The organism is Desulfogranum marinum, assembly GCF_016918565.1.
In the GTDB taxonomy this organism is placed as follows: Bacteria; Desulfobacterota; Desulfobulbia; order Desulfobulbales; family Desulfobulbaceae; genus Desulfogranum; species Desulfogranum marinum.
Genome location: NZ_JAFFQD010000004.1, coordinates 84,348 through 102,750, shown reverse-complemented (window position 1 = coordinate 102,750; position 18,403 = coordinate 84,348). Strand labels below are relative to the sequence as shown.

Sequence of the window (18,403 nt, the reverse complement as noted above, 5' to 3'; positions counted from 1 at the left end):
TCATGTGGGCCCTCCACAGTAGAAAATCAATAGCTCATTCTTGTCAACTGGAAGTAAGGCTGCCTGTTTTTCTTTTAGTATGGGGACAGGGATGGATACTGCTCCAGGGAGATGCGATTGACCATATCGACTGGCCGGCCTGGAGTCAACCAAGTACATCTTATGCGCATTGGTCACTAAGGCACTTAATTCCTCGGTCTTGATTTCTGTAACACCTTGAGGAAGTTTAGCTAATTTTTGTTTAATGACTTTTGCATAAACATCATTTCCGCGTTTTTCAAAAGTAATGATCGCAGCATGCCCTTTAACAGCGTGTTCAACCCCTTTGGTCTGGTCATCAAATTTGACCATCATGGTTTGGGCTTGCTTTCCTTTGCCGACTTCTATTGAAATAGTTTTGGCTTTATTGGATTTGCCGACGATTGTTCCCTTATAGACATTTTTTTCTGCCTGCTGTTGTGTCTGCGAGGCTTTTGGCGTCATTTCCTGCTTGACATCCGGTGATTGTGCACAGCCAAAACTCAAGAGGCCGATAATTAGCAAACCAGGTAACAATTTAATAAATTTTTTATACACCTTTTCCCTCCTTTTCATGGAATTACAAATGTAATGGTCTTCCTCTTTGCTGCCCCTCATACGATTTTTCAATATCCAAGGGGATTACAATAACTAGTTTATTCTTATTTTTGACACTCGTTTTAATAATGATAATAGCACTTATTTTCACTCTATTTCAAGCGCTGTATAACTCATTGCTATCGATAATATTGACAGCTACCATCAAAGAAATGTTAACTTACGGCCATCCTGCGCAAGCAAGTGTGTTTTCAATCAAACTTGAACGGAAAATTGGGTTAAAAAAGTTATTCTACTGTCCGGCAATTGTTTTCGACCTCTTGCCAGTAGGTTTGCAACCGCTTTTCAGACACAGGTGCGGCTGTCCCCAGTTCAGGGGCAAAAACAGAAACACGGAATTCCTCAACAAGCTCCTTGTATACAGCAAGGCATTCCAAACAGGTCTTGGAAGGAGCGGAAAACTCCTTATACTGGGCTAAACGGTTAAGAGCCTTGGTTAGCCTTTCTGCCTTTTTACGGTCTTTCTCAGGTGAATGCTCAGCGCGCTCAACGCGCACTATAAGGGCCTGTAGATACCTGATAGTGTGGAGCGAAAGAGAATATCCGGGTTGAAACAGAAAATCGTGGGGTAATATTTGTTCAAGGGTCAATAGGTATTGGTCATATAGCTTTTGATCAAAACTTCTACTTTTTCTCGCTCTCTGGGCCCAATCGTTAATTTTTTGTTTTGCCTGCTTGCGCTTTTGCAGACTCTCTAAAAACAATTTAGTAACAGGGGCAGCTGCTCTTAAGAGCCCTTTTTTTCGTATTTCATCGACTTTTTCTGTAAATATTGCAGCAGAGGGAAGCTCTCTTACAGATATGTCAAAAATGCTACTCATAACATAGGAAAAAAGACGGTCTTTCAATTTAGCGGCCGACACTTTGCCGCCAAGAGACAACCAACTTGCCGAGTTGCTCGACACCAGTACTTTACACTCTTTTCTCAGCTGTTTTGCCTCTTGGGGAAATTGCTGACAATACAATGCTTCCACTCCGGCTCTATTGTTTGCCTGGCTATTCGCACTTTCTTTGCCATATTTAAGATGGACCTGGTCCTTTATGGGATCGACTTCCAGGTGTGGAGAAAAGACCCGAATGGATGCTGAGGGGCCTACATTTACACTTATTTGTGGGAGAATAGTATCCAGATCATTGGCTGTGATATTACTCATCTCAGGCAGATCAGTTGCAATTTTGTTTGTAGAAGAAGTGACTTCGGTTTTTAGATGGTGATGAATTTCTTTAAAAGACCTTGAAACCAGGCAGCTTTTTCCTTTTTCATCCAGGAAGTCAAACCGCATTTTTAAAAAAAGCGGCAAAGCATCAGGTTGCCAATCAGTCCGTTCCACTTTCAGCCGATAGGATTTGAGCAGTATTTTTTCAATATTTTGATAAAGGGATCCTTTGTACAGTTCCAGAGAATCCATAATCCGGTCGACAGCATCCGGCAGCGGTACCAGGGTTTTACGAATCCTCTTGGGCAGACGCTTAAGTAAAAAAAGAAGCTTTTCCGGCAACAGGCCGGGAACAAGCCATTCAAAAACAGCTGGATTAATGTGATCAATAACCTGGCAAGGGATAGACACCGTCACGCCGTCCTTTTCGTCACCCGGCACAAAGGTATATTGCAATGCAAATGTTAACTCCCCTACCTGTAACGTCGGTGGATATTGATAGAGTTCATCCTCAACAGGCGCGTCAATCACAATATCATCGCTTGTCATCCGCAGAAACGTATCGCTTTTTTTACGCCGCAATAACCTGTTCAGGGTGAATCTGTCATAGACATTTCCAAGCCGACCTTCATAAAATCGGAAAAAATGCTCTTCATCGGCCACAACATTGCGACGCCTAATCCGCTCTTCGATTTCCCGGTACCGACAAAGCAACTGCTGATTAGCTTCTAAAAAAGGATACCCTCTGCCTAGTCGATTATGCAAAAGTGCTTCCCTGATGAAGATATCTTTTGCCTCCTGCCTCGTTACACTGTTAATCCTGCCGTAGTTAACCTTGCGACCACTAATTACCGGTAGACCAAAGAGATTGATATGTTCATCGGCAACAACCCTGCCACTCTTTTTTTCCCAGCGGGGATTGGTCCATGAACGCTTGCACAGCTCACCACCAAGCTCTTCGAGCCATTCTGCTTTTATATTTGCAGCTGTACGAGCAAAAAGTTGGGTTGTCTCTATAAAATGTGCTGCAACGATGTATTCACCACCACTTTTGTAAAGTGCGGAGCCAGGAAATAGAGAAATTTCCTTGTTGCCACTGGAAATGTACAATTTCTTTTCTTTTTTTCGACAAATGTTACGTAAAAATCCACTGGTCAATGCCATGTGAATAGCTTCATAGCCGGCAGGCTCATCAAGTGTTTTGAAATCGGTTCTTTGTTTAAGAAGCCGTGATATCTGCTCAAAGACATCTATCCACTCGCGCATACGCTGCCAGGAAAGATAGCTGTTTTTGCAAAATTTTGACAATTTGGACCAACTGATCTTTTTTTCCTGTTGAAACAATTCGTTCCAGATATTGAGCAGGGTAAGAAAATCAGAGCGTTTATCAAGGAACTGCCGATGAGCTTCATCGGCTTTCTGTTCTTTGTCAATGGGGCGAACCCGGGGATCTTGTACAGAGAGCGCGGCGGCAATGATAGTGGTCTCCTTGAGAGCGTTTCTTTTGCCGCCTTCTATAACAATTTTCGAGATACAGGGATCTAGCGGTAAAGTTGCCATTAACCTCCCATCTTGGGTGAGGGCATGGCTTTTCTTCAATGCTCCCAGTTCAATCAGGGTTTGAAACCCTTTTCGGATAGCACGTGGCAGCGGCGCGTCGACAAACGGAAATTGGTCTGGTTTGCCTAGCTTTAAGTTAACCATCTGCAAGATAACTTCAGCAAGATTTGATCGCTGAATTTCGGGCAATGTAAATTGGTCGCGACTTAAAAAATCTTGTTCCGGATACAGTCTGATACAGGTGCCGGGACCTGTCCTGCCACATCGCCCCTGACGCTGATTGCAGCTTGCCTGGGAGATTTTAGAAATCCGTAAACTGGTGGTTCCTGTTCGAACATTGTACTTTGAGATACGCGCTAGTCCGGTATCCACTACAAATCGGATACCAGGGACAGTGATAGAGGTTTCAGCGACATTGGTGGCAACAATAATTTTTCTTTTGGAAGATTGCTTAAATATCCTGCGCTGATCTGCAGCCTGTAACCTGCCGAAAAGGGGTAAGATGAGGTTACTTTCGCGTATATATTCATCCAGCCCATCAATGGTGTCAAAAATATCTCTTTCAGTGGGCATAAAAACAAGAATATCACCACCAAAAGGGTCGGTTGCTAAATCGTGAATGACCCGAATCGCCTGCTCCACATAGGTACCTTCCTGTAAGCTATCATCATTTTCATCTTCCTGGTACATGGTCGTAATGGGAAACAACCGTCCTGAAACGGAAACAACAGGAGCATTGGAAAAATGTTTACTGAACTTTTCGGTATCAATGGTGGCCGAAGAAATGATAACCTTGAGGTCCGGCCTTGTAGGAAGCAGTTGTTTAATATATCCAAGCAGAAAATCAATATTTAAGCTCCGCTCATGCGCTTCATCGATAATCAAGGCATCATACTGTTTCAGCAATCGGTCATTTCTGGTCTCTGCAAGTAAAACACCATCAGTCATAAATTTGACGATGGTATTTTCTGTAACACGGTCCTGGAATCTGATCTTATATCCGACCTCATCACCTGATCGTGTTTCTTCAGCTACCCTTTCCGCTACCGAAACAGCGGCGATACGCCTTGGCTGTGTACAACCTATTCTTCCCTTGGTTCCGCAGCCGGCCTCAATGCATATCTTTGGTAATTGCGTCGTCTTCCCCGAACCAGTATCACCTGCAATAACAATGACCTGGTTATTTTCCAGGGTTGAGCGAATTTCTTGTCTATGTTCTGAAATGGGAAGAGTGGGTGGATATGTAATGTGCATAAAAAATAGATTAATACTTGAGAGGAAAAGGGGAATACGAGTATAGTTTATTGCTGAGTATTTTAAAGCTTATCTTTGTAGGGTATTTTACAATTTCCATTATACATTCATTGAGGCGACAATGCAGGCAATAAGAAAAGCCGTTATTCCGGTTGCTGGACTTGGTACTCGTTTTTTACCGGCTACAAAAGCCATCCCCAAGGAAATGTTAACCATTGTAGACAGACCAACCATTCAATATATTGTGGAAGAAGTCGTCGCTTCAGGTATTGAAGAGGTAATTCTCATTACCAGTGAAGGCAAGTCAGCTATAGAAAACCATTTTGATTATGACTTCCAGCTTGATACCGTGCTGAAGGAAAAAAATAAAGTCGAGCTGAGCGAAGAACTGACAAATATTTCCAACCTGATTGATATCGTCTCTGTCCGCCAAAAAAAACCGCTCGGCCTGGGCCATGCCATATGGATGGCTCGTAATGTCATCGGCAATGAACCATTCCTGGTTCTATTGGGTGATGACCTTGTTATGAGCGATGTACCTTGCTGTAAACAGATGATTGATTTGTACAAGGATGTTGGCGAGTCTATTGTTGCCGTCCAGCGTGTACCAATGAATGAGACCTACCAGTATGGAATCGTTGAGGGAGAGGCTATCGAAAAAGAGCGAACCTTTAAAGTAAACCGGATGGTTGAAAAACCTGCGCCTGGCACCTCCAATTCGGATATGGCTATTATTGGTCGCTATCTTTTAATGCCTGAAGTTTTTGATCTGTTGGGCAAAACCACGCCTGGTCATGGCGGAGAAATCCAGTTGACAGACGCCTTGTTAGCCCTTTCCAACTTAAGGGGCATGTATGCCTATGAGTTTGAGGGCAAACGCTATGATGCCGGTGACAAGCTCGGCTACCTGAAAGCCATTGTTGATTTTTCTCTGCAACACAGTACGTTGGGCGAGCCGTTCAGAAAACATCTTGAAAGCATCTGCAATGGATGTGGAATATGAGTGTATCTCATTAATGACCCTTTATGAGGTGGCCGTCGCCGCCCCTGTCGATCAGACATTGACCTACGGCCATCCTGCCGACCGAAAAGATGCTATTCCGGTCGGCAGTTGTGTGTTGGTGCCACTCGGAAGAAGGCGAGTGACCGGATATGTCCTGGAAGCATCCCCTCTAAAAAGGGTCCAAAAAACCGATTTTACTGTCAAGCCTATCCTTGATGTCTTTGCACCGGCTCCTTTTTTTCCACCCTTTCTTATCCCACTGTACCGTTGGATTTCGTCTTATTACCATCATCCCTTGGGTGAAGTTATAAAAACAGCTCTTCCTATGGCACCTTCAGCGAAAAGCGGCTACAGGGTAAATGTACTCGATATCGAAACCTTGAAACTTTATGAAGTTTCGCCCGAAAAATATTGTTTTACCATCCTTCCTTGGTTTCAGCAGTTGCTGCAATTTCAAGAAGTTCCTCCAGCTCAGATTGCAAAAATCCGTCAGGATAAAGCTCAAAACAAACAATTACAAATATTAATCAAGAGCGGCGCTGTCGAGTTGGTGCCGGAGTTAATTGCATCGCAGGTAAAGGCGAAAAAAGAAACAGTCTATGTCTTGGCACCCACCTTTTTTAAAAACACGGGACTCGAAACAACCGATCCCCTTTCAATTTTACAACCAGAAGATGAGCATCGCTTAGCACAAATTTTAAAGCCCTCTGAAAAAAAAGCCCTTACTCTTTTTTTAGATAAGTATCTCAATACGGGATCCAAACCGGTAGCGAGAAAAGTTCTCCTCAGCTTGTACCCCAACTGCTCCAAAGCATTATCATCTCTTTGCGCGGAAGGTATTCTCAGCAAACATGATCAGCGGGTATATAGAGATCCGTTTGGCAACACCATTACCACTACCGCCCAACCTCTTGAGCTTACCGCAGAACAGAAAAAAGTCTTACAAGAAATTACACCAAGCATCGCAGCAGGGGAGTTCCAACCTTTTTTACTTTTTGGTGTAACCGGATGCGGGAAAACAGAGGTTTACCTGCGCGCAGCCGAGGCAGCCTTGCAACAGGGTAAAACAGCGTTGGTACTGGTGCCTGAAATTGCGCTTGCCTCACAACTGGAGGCCCAATTTTATACACGTTTCGGTGATCAACTAGCCCTGTTTCACAGTGGTCTTTCCCAAGGAGAAAGACTGGATCAATGGCAGCGAGTAAGGGATGGATCGGCAAAGGTGGTTCTTGGAGCCCGCTCAGCCGTATTTGCCCCCATGGACAAGCTGGGAGTAGTTATTGTAGACGAAGAACATGAACCTGCTTATAAGCAGGAAGACGGTCCCAGGTATCACGGAAGAGACGTCGCTGTCATGCGCGCTAAACTCACCTCATGCCCCGTTATACTTGGCTCAGCAACTCCATCGGTAACAAGCTACAATAACACCATTAAGGAAAAGTATAAATTATTGACCATTACAAAGCGAGTGCAGGAAAAGCCATTGCCCACGGTGGCGGTGGTCGATCTTTCAACCAAAAAAAGAAGCCGGCGCGACCTTTTCTTTTCCGACACACTGATTCGAGAAATTGGTAACACGTTGGATAATAAACAACAGGCGCTGTTATTTGTTAATCGACGAGGTTTTTCCTCTACCATGCTTTGCCGAGATTGTGGGCATGTTCTCCAGTGTCGCCATTGCCAGGTTTCTCTTACCTATCACCGAAGTAAAGGGCGACTACTCTGTCATTACTGTGGATTTACCATGCCTTCGCAAATCATCTGCCCCGGTTGTCGTTCGCAAAATGTTGCAGGAGTAGGCATTGGGGCTGAACGTATTGAAGAAGAAGCAAAACAGCTTTTTCCTGCTGCACGAGTGGCAAGGCTAGACAGCGATGTTGCTGTAAAAAGAAAAAAATATCTCGAGATTCTCCAGTCAGTCAGGAACAAAGAAATAGACATCCTGGTCGGCACCCAAATGATAGCAAAGGGACTGCATTTTCCAAATATTACTCTGGTTGGTGTCATATGGGCAGACGCTGGTTTTACAATCCCCGATTATAAAGCCGGTGAACGAACCTTTTCCCTACTTTCTCAGGTCACAGGTAGAGCGGGTAGGGGGGATCAACCAGGAAAAGTTATTATACAAACAAATCAACCCAGCCATTATGCAATCAGGTTTGCCCAAGATCATAATTATGAAGCACTGTATGAACAGGAGATAACAACTCGTTCCCCCATGGGGTTTCCACCATTTTCAAGAATGATCAATATCAAATTTAACGGAACTGACGAAACCAAGGTAGAAAAAGCTGCCCGTAAAACAGCTGCATTCATACATGAAGATTGCAAACAGCATCATATCGATCTGTTAGGTCCATCTCCATCCCCGGTGGGAAAAATAAAAGATAAATTCAGGTGGCAGTTATTGCTTAAGAGTGCATCCGCGAGGGCTCTCCATGCTGTTTGTACGCGTATATTAGACGAAAGACGTTCTCTATGCTTGTCGAATGTAAGAATGGTTGTAGATGTCGACCCTGAAAATATGATGTAGTCAAACAAAGGGTGTTGAAAAGAAAAAAACTCCCCCAGCAGGAAAAAAGGAGGGAAGCCTGCCAGGGGAGAGGGGAAGAGAAAAGATAGAATTAATAGTTTTTGTACTTCATACCTCTGGAACCGCCCATGGACATACAGGTGCCGCGCGATCCGATTCCAGGTATTGCCAGCCCGTACTCATCTGCTTTAACACGCAGTTTCTCACGGAGATCAAAAAGCTCTCCTGCAATTTTTGAGGCTTGGTTTGCATCGGGTGTGCCCGCACCCATGATAGCGCGCATGGCAGCTCTTTTTTCCATCATTTGTTTGCGGAGTTCAACAGTTTCTTGTAAAAATTTTTGCTGTGCCTTTTGTGTTACACTGTCCAACTGTTGTACCTGGCAAGGTGCTAGGCTTTTTCCATGCCAATTTGGACTCGCTATTGCTGCTTGAGTAATCGCCAATGAAATACCACTGGTGAGAATTGCAGCAAGTACCATGCTTTTTGTGTTCATTTTTTTCATCATATAGCATTCTCCTAACTGTAAAGTTTATGGTGTTCGCCTGTTGCACTCTCAAACATGCGAAGACCATGCCAAACTAGCGACAAACAAATTAACATAATGAATTTATTTATTTTTTATTTACAAACAACAAGGCAACTGTTCTAAATATGTTTTTCCCGATATACGAGTGTTCACTTTTTACCCACCTTGCTTTAAAAGACTGGGTAAAAAATACCCGGAACAAATCCTGCCTAGGCTGTTCATCACTTGAGATGCTTCGTAAACAGCAGCCGGTATTCGAATGTTGCTCAACATGGCATAATGGCCCCTTTATTGCTTTCCCTAAAGTATGAATAAAGTGATATCTCTTCTCCGCTCCAGGTTACTTTTTGCATCACCCTGGCTCCTGACTGCAGCAGCTGGGTTGCTCATCATCATTGTTGTTACCTTTGCCTTTCATAATCTTAGGCTGGAAAAACGTTTGATGACGAATGCCATGCTTCAAAAGGGAGCCACTTTGATAAAAGCTGTACAATCTGGAGCGAGAGCGTCATACATCTCTGATATAAGAAGAAATTTTTGGGAAAGTGATTCATGGTACAGTCATGTCCAAAAAATGATAGATCACCTCGTTGAAGACCCCGACATACGTGAAATAGCTCTCATTGACGATAAGGGTAGAATCATAGCCCACAATGATAAAAAACAGATTGGCAACACCCTGCCAACTTCCCCCATTATAAAAAGCCAGCTTCAACGTGATGATGGATCAAGGTTGTATTACTCTATTGTTACAGATAAAGGGAAAAAACGCCTTTTTGAGACAACACGTCGTTTTAAACCGTTTGTACCCAGCCATTCGCGTATTTCAATGACCATGAAGCACTCAGGGCATCGAAATTTTTTCATGGGCAAAAACAGGTGGGATACAGGACCACCCATCATTGACAGGACACCTGGTGAGAGTGACCTCAACAAACCTTTTTTTATTGTTGTCGGGCTTGATATGACAGAATATGATCATACTCTTGGCCGCCTCAGGGCTCAAATTTTCATACTTTCGCTCGCCATGCTCCTGGTCGGCCTGGCCGGTTGGTTTTCTCTCTCAGTAGTACAGGGTTACAGGGTCTCACAAAAAACCCTCAACGAAATACAAGCCTTTACCACTTTGCTCATAACCTCACTCCCTGTCGGTATTATTGCTACAAACAAATCTGGTCGGATTGAAACATGGAACCAGGCTATTGAAAAAATAACCGGCATAAAAGAATCGAATGCCGTTGGCAAGACCCCTAAGGAAATACTTCATGAAGAACTCGCCGCCTTTTTTGATGAAAACAAGCCGAAGTCTCCCCTTGCGCCAGATGAAAGAGAAATCCGGATTGCTTTTGCAGGCGACATGTATGTACTGCTTTGCCGTTTAATACAGATATTTGATAGAAACAAAACATATATGGGAGACGTTTTGCTTTTATCCGACATTACCAAGGTTAAAAAGCTTGAACAAAAAATGCGTGAAAGTGAAAAACTCGCTGCCATAGGAAAAATGGCAGGTGGGGTAGCGCATGAAGTCAGGAATCCTTTAAGTTCTATTAAAGGGCTGGCTCTGTTACTCAAAAACAAATTCGTAGCTGGAAGTAAGGAGCGTGACACGGCCCAGCTGTTGATCCAGGAAACAGAGCGAATGAACAGAACCATCACCGAGATGCTCAGCTTTTCTCGCCCAATCTCTCTCAAACTTCAACCTGTGGATGTCACCACTCTTCTCGAGAAAGAAGTAGAGTTAATACAAGCGGAAACGCTTGAAAATAATATTGAAGTGTTACTCACTACAAGTGATGACCTTAAGCAAATTAAAGGTGACAAGGACAGGCTCACCCAGTTGCTCATGAACGTTTTACTCAACAGTATACAGGCTATGCCGGACGGGGGGCTAATAACAATTGAAGCTGAAAACAGTGCATCTGATGATTTTGTACAACTCACTATCTCAGACACAGGAACAGGGATGGACGAAAATGTTCTTTCGCAAGTTTTTTACCCTTATTTTACAACTAAACAGCAAGGTACAGGAATTGGACTAGCTATTTCACAAAAAATAATTTTAGACCATAACGGCTCTATTAGCATAGCTAGTCAGCAAGGCAAGGGAACGGTGGTTACTATCCAGTTACCCTCGGTGGACAATCGTGATCTTGTTATTTGAAAACTGCTCTTACGCAAAAACATAACTACTCACAGCCACCTCACTGAGTCTCCCGTTGCTCGCTTACCTCTGTGGAAGATCACTATCCCCCGCATAGAGAGGCTAACGGAGTCTTCGTTTACCCGCGAAAAATCACGCCTGTTCAAATCTGAGGCACCTGTGGGCAGTTGCAGCTTTTAGGTATAATAAATCAAAGAGTTACCAACCTGTTGAGTAGTTACACAAAATCAATATACAACTGTTTTGAATGGTTAGGGATTTATCAGGTATCACAGGACTCTGAGCTTGAAAAGTTTTTATCCAAAAAAGTACAATCGGCAGGAGAAAGGTCAAAACGGATTTCAGCCTCCTGCAGAAGCTTCTGCCTCTTGGCACCTGGTTTTTTTTCTTGAGTTTCACTTAACCAGAGCAAAGCCTTTTTAATTTTATCGGAACGAGAATATAAAGAGGTATTATCATTCATATTGGTTACCTTATTGTGTATAAAAACATTTTTTCTGCCTCTGACTCATAGCACAAAACAAAAGAGGGTAGCAACCATTGAAACGGTTCTTTTTTCTTACCCAATCATCATCCTTGACTGTTTGAACCGAAGGGTGATAGGATTTCCTTAAAAGAACCTTAAACGTAACTGCTTGCAGGCACCCCACGGAGTCTCCCGTTGGTCGCTTACCTCTTCGGGCGGTCACGATTACCCGCATAGATTGGTTATAGCAAAAAATCGGGACTGTCCAAATATGAGGCACCTGTAAGCAGTTACAGGTTTTAAAGATACTAAAATAAGTAGTTATCATCCCAGTGAGTAGTTACCCTTAAACAGAGATATCATGGAAAGTCTAGCTGGTCATTTTCTCATATCCACTCCGCAGATGCCTGACCCTCGTTTCAAAAAACAGGTCATATACATGTGCGCCCATAATGAAGAAGGGGCGATGGGACTCGTGATCAACAACCCCAACGATGAAATTAGCCTCCTGGAAGTGTTTCATGGAGCCAATCTACCTATCCCAGAAGGACCTTTACCGTCGGTGTACATCGGCGGACCGGTTGAGATGGATGCTGGATTTATTTTATATCGTTCCACCAAAGAAGACCCTTTTTCGCTGGCAGTTACTCCAGAGGTCTCTCTTTCCCGTGATACGCGCTTGCTGGAAGACATAAGCCTTGGCAAGGGTCCTCAGGAATATCTTTTTTTGCTGGGCTATGCCGGCTGGGGAGCAGGGCAACTGGAAACAGAACTGCTTGATAATAGCTGGTTAACCGTACCAGGCCATATTGACGTAATTTTTCACACACCTGATGAAAAAAAATGGAAAAAAGCTGCCGCGCGTTTAGGTATCGACATTTCCATGCTGGGTGATACCATAGGTTCTGCCTGAAACAACACATACACTTTCCTCCACGGCGCTGTGCTTTGCCACCAGTGCTCTTTTTTTACAATTATGCAAAAACACAATATAAATACCTCAGAAACTATTTTTCAGTGTACTAGATGCGGCTTTTGCTGCCATGGTGAAACAACAGTCTCTTTAACCCCATTTGACCAGCAGCGTATGGTTGCAGCACTTGATATGTCACTGGAGGAGGTTAAAGAGACATACTGGCGCATCACAGACAATGTGGTGCAGATGAAGGTTGTTGACGGGCACTGCATTTTTTATGATTCCGAACTCATGGGTTGCTCTGTTCACGAGGGCAGACCGGAACGTTGTCGTGAATGGCCACTGCACCCCAGCATGCTTTTTGACAAAAATAACTACACAACTATCGTTGAGTCATGTCCAGGGCTTAACCGCGAGTTAAGCTATGAGGAATTTTGTATTCAATTGAAGGCTATTCTGGAGAACAAAAAACAAGATGATCAGCCATGAGATTTGTGCTTCCCTTTTTGGGAAAAACAAAAAAGGGGTATCTCGATGAGGGGATCCGTGACTATGCTGATCGGCTCAGTCACTTTGCTCAGGTTGAGACCCCTGTCCTTAAAGAAAAGGCAGCCGGAAAAACACCTGATGATAAAATAAAGCTTTTTGAGGCAGAGCAGTTACTGGGCAAAATTGACCAATGTAAACAAGGAATAGTCATCGCTCTGGATCCTTATGGAAAGATGGTTGATTCAGAAGGGCTCGCAACCCTTCTTGGTCGCTGGCAGGATAGAGGTGTTGACACGGCAGCCTTTCTTATTGGTGGTCACCTAGGCTTACACCAATCCGTCCTTACCCGTGCCGACCATGTGCTTTCTCTCTCAAAGATGACTTTTACCCACGAAATGACCCGCATGCTGCTGCTCGAGCAACTGTATCGAGCATGTACTATCCAAGCCGGCCATAAATATCATAAGTGAAAATCATTCGGGAGAGGTCGAAGCTCTTTTTTTCAACCCTCTTTGTAGTGTAACAATAAAATCCTGTACATTGGTAAGGATCGACCGGGCTATGAGGGAGCCGCGATCAGCAAGTTTATTCACAGCGAATTCGCTCATATCGACCAGGTAAAAATACACCGGACGCACATTTCCTTGTTTGTCAAAACTATAGGAAGGGGTCATGTTGCCACTGGCAATCGTATGCAGTTGGGTTGCCAGCCCAATGACGGTAGTAGCCTGTCGCGTGTGAGCGCGCATTCTGTCTTGTGCCTCATACACATCACCAATAACACCCGGCAGTGGACCGTCATCACGAATGGACCCAGCAAGCACATAAGGGACATGATTAGTTACAAGGCTATGCATTACCCCTTCTTTCAGTACCCCATTTTCTACAGCCTGCTCAATGCTGCCTACAGCCTTTATAGTATTGATAGCATCAAGATGATGATAATGCCCAGAGGCAATAGTTGCTTGATGGTACAGTTGCTGGCCTAATGCCGTCCCAAAAAAAGTTGCTTCAATATCATGGGTTGCCATGGCGTTACCAGCTAAAAGAGCATGTACATAGCCCTGTCTGATCAGTTTTGCAAAGGCCTCCCGGGCATCATGGTCAAAGACAACCGCAGGGCCAACCACCCAAATAATCCGTCCTTCTCTTCTATCATGCTCAAGTAAGCCGTAAAGCTGGTCATAATCTATACTAAACGCTGTTTCCCTGCTTCGACTTGATCGAAATGAGAACTTACCACGTTCCTCTTCAGGGAAATGAAAACCTTGGGTATGAACATAGATGCCTTCTTCGCCATTCACAGATCGACCCACAACAACACAATCACCTTTTTTTAATCTTCTAAATTCCCTGACGTCCAATCTCCCATCAGTTGTATACACCACAACACTGTCCATTCGGGATTGAGCAACAAGTTCCCATTTATCAATATCGAGCTTGAAATATTCAGGAAAGATAGTTGTTGCATGATAGTTTGTTGGTGCTACGCCGTCCTTTTTAACTTTATCGAAGGTCACGATCGGCGCAGTAGCAAGAAGGGGAGAGGTAAAATCAGGCGGTGTATAAGTTGGTAATGTGAAGTTCACGTCTCACCTCGTATCTAATAGGAACGGAAAAATTCACGTAACTTGAATTCAGCGAAGATTTACAAATTGTCAATCTACCCCGAACTGTACCTGATCAGCAGTGCTCCAAATGTTCATCAGCAGATTGATCAGCAGATAAGCCCCGACTTCGATACATCGGCATTCTGGGCGGAAAGATCGTGAAGAACTGGGGTACTGATGAGCAGTTACAAATCCATTTACAGCAGCTGAACGTTTCATAAGAAGATATTCCTAGATCTATTATAAAGGTGATCGTGGAAACTTTTACAACCTGAAAAAAAAATATTTACACATTGTTTACAGTTGAGGAAATTCCTTGGCTTTCTATTTTTACGATAAACCAAGCTCTTTGCTTACATTATCCAACTTCCGATGCCAAACTTACAGCATTTGAAAACCGTTTTAATCAACCACCTGAAAAGTTAAAACTTGCTCAGACCTGTCAAAGCTCCTACAATCTCCTCAAGAGAGTAATAGCAGGTTTTGGTGCAACCATTCCTGCTAATTCATTAACCACCTTTACAATTATTTTTCACAATTACCTTGTCATCAGCCTATCCCATACGCACACAGCCAATTACGCTCAGGCAGCTGAAATTCTTTGCTCAAAAATTATCCGCTTTGTTTGAACCGGGAGATACGCTTTTATTGGAAGGGGGATTAGGTGCAGGGAAGACTACTTTCGTACAGTTCATCGCCGGCAATCTTGAAATTGGAAATGATCAATATGTATCCAGCCCATCTTTTTCCCTACTGCATGAATATTCCGGAACGCTGCAGGTTTTTCACATGGATCTCTACCGACTGACAGACGAAGATGACGTAGAGGCCGCAGGATTACTCGATTACCTTGAGCACCACGGGCTCTGCCTGATTGAATGGCCGGAAAGACTAGGTACGGAAAAGCCGGACAACTATCTCCTGATTGAAATCAACATCCCGGATAGTGAACACCGCACCCTCACCCTTACTGCCTGTGGGCCAAGTTGGAAGAAACGACATTCCAAACTCATCAGCATCGTCGATCAAATGAACCAGCAAATTGCATAATGGATATTTACCTGGCGCGACAACCAATCTTTAACCGTAAAAAACAGCTCTATGGGTACGAGATTTTATACAGAGGCGACGTAAATAACTATTTCCCGCAAAAGACAGATGGGGAAGTTGCAACGAGCACAGTACTTGCACATACTCTGTTCAACATTGGTCTGGAAGGGGTAACCAACGGCAAAAAAGCGCTTATTAATTTTACCGAAAAACATCTTTTGGCAGGCACCCCTTCCCAGCTCCCAAAAGAGCATTGCATAGTTGAAATCCTTGAGGACGTAGCACCTAACGATGCCGTACTAGCAGCCTGTAAGGCTTTGAAAACAGCAGGATACCTATTGGCGCTGGACGACTATATCTTTGATTTCGCCCATGCTCCTTTGCTTGATCTTGTTGATATTGTCAAAATAGATTGCCAAGCCATTTCCGTTGAAAAAATCCGCGACAAACTCAAATATTTTACTCCCCATCACCCTTTGGAGCTACTGGCAGAAAAGATTGAAAGTCATGAGGAGTTTGAACAATGTCATGATATGGGCTTTGATTATTTTCAAGGTTTTTTCTTCAGCAAACCTGAAATAATAAAAAAACAAAAACTCGATGTAACCAAGGTAACATTGCTGGCACTTATCGCAGAAGTTAATCGGGCTGATTTCAGCTTTTCCCGTGTTGAAAGAATGATTGCCCCTGATGTCGCGCTTTCCTATAAACTGTTGCGGTATATAAACTCGGCGTACTATTCACTGGTATCTAAGGTTAAATCCATTCGTCACGCCCTGGCCTATCTTGGAGAAGCTGGAACCTGTCAATTTGTGTGCCTGGCAGTTGCTTCTGAATTAGCAGTGGAGAAGATTCCCGAACTTACAAAGCACTCTATTATTCGGGCCCAGTTGTGTAAATTACTTGCCCAAAAAAGCAGTGGAGGGTATGACGAATCACAGCTTTTTCTGGTAGGCCTGTTTTCCATGCTTGATGCGATGTTAAACATGCCCATGCAGGAGCTCTTGGCTAAAATGTCACTGGCAAAAGACTTGAACAAGGCCCTCGGCGAAAGGGAAGGACCGCTAGCGCCTTTTCTGCTCGCGGTTGAAGCCTATGAACACGGTAATATTAACACGTGTGTAAAACAACTGGCCTTAATTGGCGTTACTCCTGAAGAAATGGTCAATTTATATTTTGAAGCGCTCCGGTGGGCAGACCTTTTAAACGCATAAAAAACGTTATTTCCCGCAAACACCATCACCCGCCTATCTCCTTATCGAATAACATTTTTAAAAACTCATGACTATGAAAAGACTTTCTCTGCAATCATGTAGAAAAAAATACACCTATGACCAGGATAAGGCGTGCTCTCCGACCGAAACAGTACACCGCTTTCACCAACGACTGAAAGCCACCAAGCTCGACATCTTAAAAGAGGTCAAACGAATAGACAACGGACGGTTGGATATTCCTGTTTACTTCAGCGTTTGCGGCACGGATGCCGAAAAGATGATCGGCAACAAAAAACAGATGGGTAAAGGATCGACGCCGGAACAATCGCGGGCAAGCGCATGTATGGAACTCGGCGAAAGATTCTCTTTTTTCAGCTTTGTGCAAAACGCTGAGAACTTCCTGGTTGGCGACTACAAAACCATGGAAGATGCCGGCCACGCGGTACTACCGCTGCCCATCTTGCTCAAGTCCGTACATGATGAAACGCTGGACCATGAAGCCCTGAGAGAACTGCTCACAGGTCTTCCCATGCTCTGGACCTGGGCAACCCGTCTCTCTGACATGGAATCAATTTTGATCCCGTTCAGCTGGTTTTATGCGATAAACGAATTTAACGGGCCTTCTGCGGGTAACACGTACGAAGAAGCCGTAATGCAGGGCATTTGTGAAATCATAGAACGACACGTCTGTGCCATCATAACCAAGGATCACGTTTCAACGCCTTCCATAGACCTCGACTCAATCCATGACCCGGTAGCGGTAAATCTGATTGAAAAATTCAAGGCCAATAACATTGAACTCCGTCTCAACGATTTCTCTTTGGACACAGGTATTCCGACTATCGGGGCACTGGCATGGGATCCGCAAACATTTCCGGAAAAAAGCGAGATTGTCTATACCGCAGGAACAACGCCGGATGCCACCAAAGCGGTAATACGGGCCCTAACCGAAGTTGCTCAATTGGCGGGAGACTTTAACAGTAATTCAAACTACGTGGCCAGTGGTCTCCCTAAGCCGCTTCAGCTTGAGGAAGTTGAACACGTACTTAAGGGCAGTAAACAAATTGACCTTGCCGACATAGCAGATGTTGATGATTCTGATATGTACCAGGAAATTAAAAATTGTATTGCTGCAGTCCGGAAAATGGATACAGATATCTACGTCATAGACACCACCCATCCGGAGCTGGATATACCGGCATTGTATACCATCATTCCCGGAGCTCATTTTCGTGAAAGAGCCATGGGAGGGAATGGGGCAATGTTTGCAGCTAAACTTGCGTCACAGCTGCTGGAAGCACAGGATCTGACAGATAAACTTATCTCGATGGAGCAGGTGCTGCCAACGGCCTATTACCTCAAGTTTTATCGGGGCAGGGATGCCTATAATAATGGTGACCTCATCCAGGCGCTTGACAACTTTAACCAGGCACTGGAACTCGATCCCAATGAAGAGGATATTCCTTATATCTATTCGTACAAAGGGAGCTGCTTGCGTGATATGGGGCTTTATGCAGAAGCCATAGAAGCATTGAGAAAGGGACTAGCTGCAGATGAAGAACGACCTGATATGCATAATATTATGGGTGTCTGTCACTACAAGTGTGACCAGTATGATCAGGCTGTTCATCATTTTCGTCGGGCAGTGGCGCTCAATCCAGTGTCGGCCATTGATTATGCCAATCTGGCCCTCAATTTAGAAAAAACAGGACAGCGCGAAGAAGCAATAGAACAATACCAGGTTGCGCTTGGCCAGGATCCAAGCATCGAGTTTGCAATGCAACGACTGGAAAAACTGCTTCAGGAATCAAAAGAGGCTTAA

At 44.1% G+C, this 18,403-nt stretch carries 15 protein-coding genes; 10 read left to right on the top strand and 5 right to left on the bottom strand.

What is annotated here, in order from left to right; genetic code table 11:
• Both JWH17_RS24305 and hrpA read right to left on the bottom strand, forming a co-directional pair.
• Positions 1-576, bottom strand: coding sequence for a rhodanese-like domain-containing protein (locus tag JWH17_RS24305; RefSeq protein WP_205221352.1), 576 nt, complete (start codon positions 574-576; stop codon positions 1-3).
• Positions 577-863: 287 nt separating this feature from the next.
• A complete protein-coding gene (gene hrpA, locus JWH17_RS04375) occupies positions 864-4,607 on the bottom strand; it encodes an ATP-dependent RNA helicase HrpA (protein WP_205221351.1) in 3,744 nt (1,247 codons plus the stop codon).
• A gap of 121 nt (positions 4,608-4,728) precedes the next feature.
• Here hrpA and galU point away from each other — a divergent pair, with 121 nt between their 5' ends.
• Positions 4,729-5,610: a UTP--glucose-1-phosphate uridylyltransferase GalU gene (galU, locus tag JWH17_RS04370; protein WP_205221350.1), complete on the top strand. Its 882-nt coding sequence runs from the start codon at positions 4,729-4,731 to the stop codon at positions 5,608-5,610.
• Positions 5,579-8,143, top strand: coding sequence for a primosomal protein N' (gene priA, locus JWH17_RS04365; RefSeq protein ID WP_205221349.1), 2,565 nt, complete (start codon positions 5,579-5,581; stop codon positions 8,141-8,143). Before galU ends, priA begins: the two co-directional genes overlap by 32 nt.
• A gap of 91 nt (positions 8,144-8,234) precedes the next feature.
• On the opposite strand, the gene JWH17_RS04360 is transcribed toward priA, so the two are convergent.
• The gene (locus tag JWH17_RS04360) at positions 8,235-8,651 is read right to left on the bottom strand and encodes a periplasmic heavy metal sensor (RefSeq protein WP_205221348.1); all 417 of its coding nucleotides are present in this window, start codon (positions 8,649-8,651) and stop codon (positions 8,235-8,237) included.
• A 328-nt stretch (positions 8,652-8,979) separates the two neighbouring features.
• Between JWH17_RS04360 and JWH17_RS04355 the strand changes: the two genes are divergently transcribed.
• Positions 8,980-10,836 (top strand): ATP-binding protein, encoded by a 1,857-nt coding sequence (locus JWH17_RS04355; RefSeq protein ID WP_205221347.1) that lies wholly within the window; start codon positions 8,980-8,982, stop codon positions 10,834-10,836.
• Between the two features lie 262 nt (positions 10,837-11,098).
• Here JWH17_RS04355 and JWH17_RS04350 read toward each other — a convergent pair whose 3' ends face one another.
• Positions 11,099-11,299 (bottom strand): hypothetical protein, encoded by a 201-nt coding sequence (locus JWH17_RS04350; protein ID WP_205221346.1) that lies wholly within the window; start codon positions 11,297-11,299, stop codon positions 11,099-11,101.
• A 364-nt stretch (positions 11,300-11,663) separates the two neighbouring features.
• Between JWH17_RS04350 and JWH17_RS04345 the strand changes: the two genes are divergently transcribed.
• From JWH17_RS04345 to JWH17_RS04335, 3 genes are all read left to right on the top strand, one after another.
• Positions 11,664-12,215 (top strand): YqgE/AlgH family protein, encoded by a 552-nt coding sequence (locus JWH17_RS04345; protein WP_205221345.1) that lies wholly within the window; start codon positions 11,664-11,666, stop codon positions 12,213-12,215.
• 63 nt (positions 12,216-12,278) lie between these two features.
• Positions 12,279-12,707, top strand: a complete 429-nt coding sequence (locus JWH17_RS04340) for a YkgJ family cysteine cluster protein (protein WP_205221344.1) — start codon at positions 12,279-12,281, stop codon at positions 12,705-12,707.
• The gene (locus tag JWH17_RS04335) at positions 12,704-13,177 is read left to right on the top strand and encodes a 23S rRNA (pseudouridine(1915)-N(3))-methyltransferase RlmH (RefSeq protein WP_205221343.1); all 474 of its coding nucleotides are present in this window, start codon (positions 12,704-12,706) and stop codon (positions 13,175-13,177) included. The genes JWH17_RS04340 and JWH17_RS04335 overlap by 4 nt, the downstream gene beginning before the upstream one ends.
• 3 nt (positions 13,178-13,180) lie before the next feature.
• Here JWH17_RS04335 and JWH17_RS04330 read toward each other — a convergent pair whose 3' ends face one another.
• Entirely contained in the window at positions 13,181-14,296 is a 1,116-nt protein-coding gene (locus JWH17_RS04330) for a putative NPN-dependent ornithine cyclodeaminase (protein WP_205221342.1), read from the bottom strand.
• 314 nt (positions 14,297-14,610) lie between these two features.
• Between JWH17_RS04330 and JWH17_RS04325 the strand changes: the two genes are divergently transcribed.
• The 4 genes from JWH17_RS04325 (at position 14,611) to JWH17_RS04310 (ending at position 18,403) form a co-directional block, all read left to right on the top strand.
• Positions 14,611-14,946: a hypothetical protein gene (locus tag JWH17_RS04325; protein ID WP_205221341.1), complete on the top strand. Its 336-nt coding sequence runs from the start codon at positions 14,611-14,613 to the stop codon at positions 14,944-14,946.
• Positions 14,947-14,965: 19 nt separating this feature from the next.
• Positions 14,966-15,367, top strand: coding sequence for a tRNA (adenosine(37)-N6)-threonylcarbamoyltransferase complex ATPase subunit type 1 TsaE (gene tsaE / locus JWH17_RS04320; RefSeq protein WP_232370891.1), 402 nt, complete (start codon positions 14,966-14,968; stop codon positions 15,365-15,367).
• Positions 15,367-16,581, top strand: a complete 1,215-nt coding sequence (locus JWH17_RS04315; protein ID WP_205221339.1) for an EAL and HDOD domain-containing protein — start codon at positions 15,367-15,369, stop codon at positions 16,579-16,581. The genes tsaE and JWH17_RS04315 overlap by 1 nt, the downstream gene beginning before the upstream one ends.
• A gap of 67 nt (positions 16,582-16,648) precedes the next feature.
• Positions 16,649-18,403 carry a YcaO-like family protein gene (locus tag JWH17_RS04310; RefSeq protein WP_205221338.1) on the top strand — a complete coding sequence of 585 codons (1,755 nt, stop codon included), beginning with the start codon at positions 16,649-16,651 and terminating at the stop codon, positions 18,401-18,403.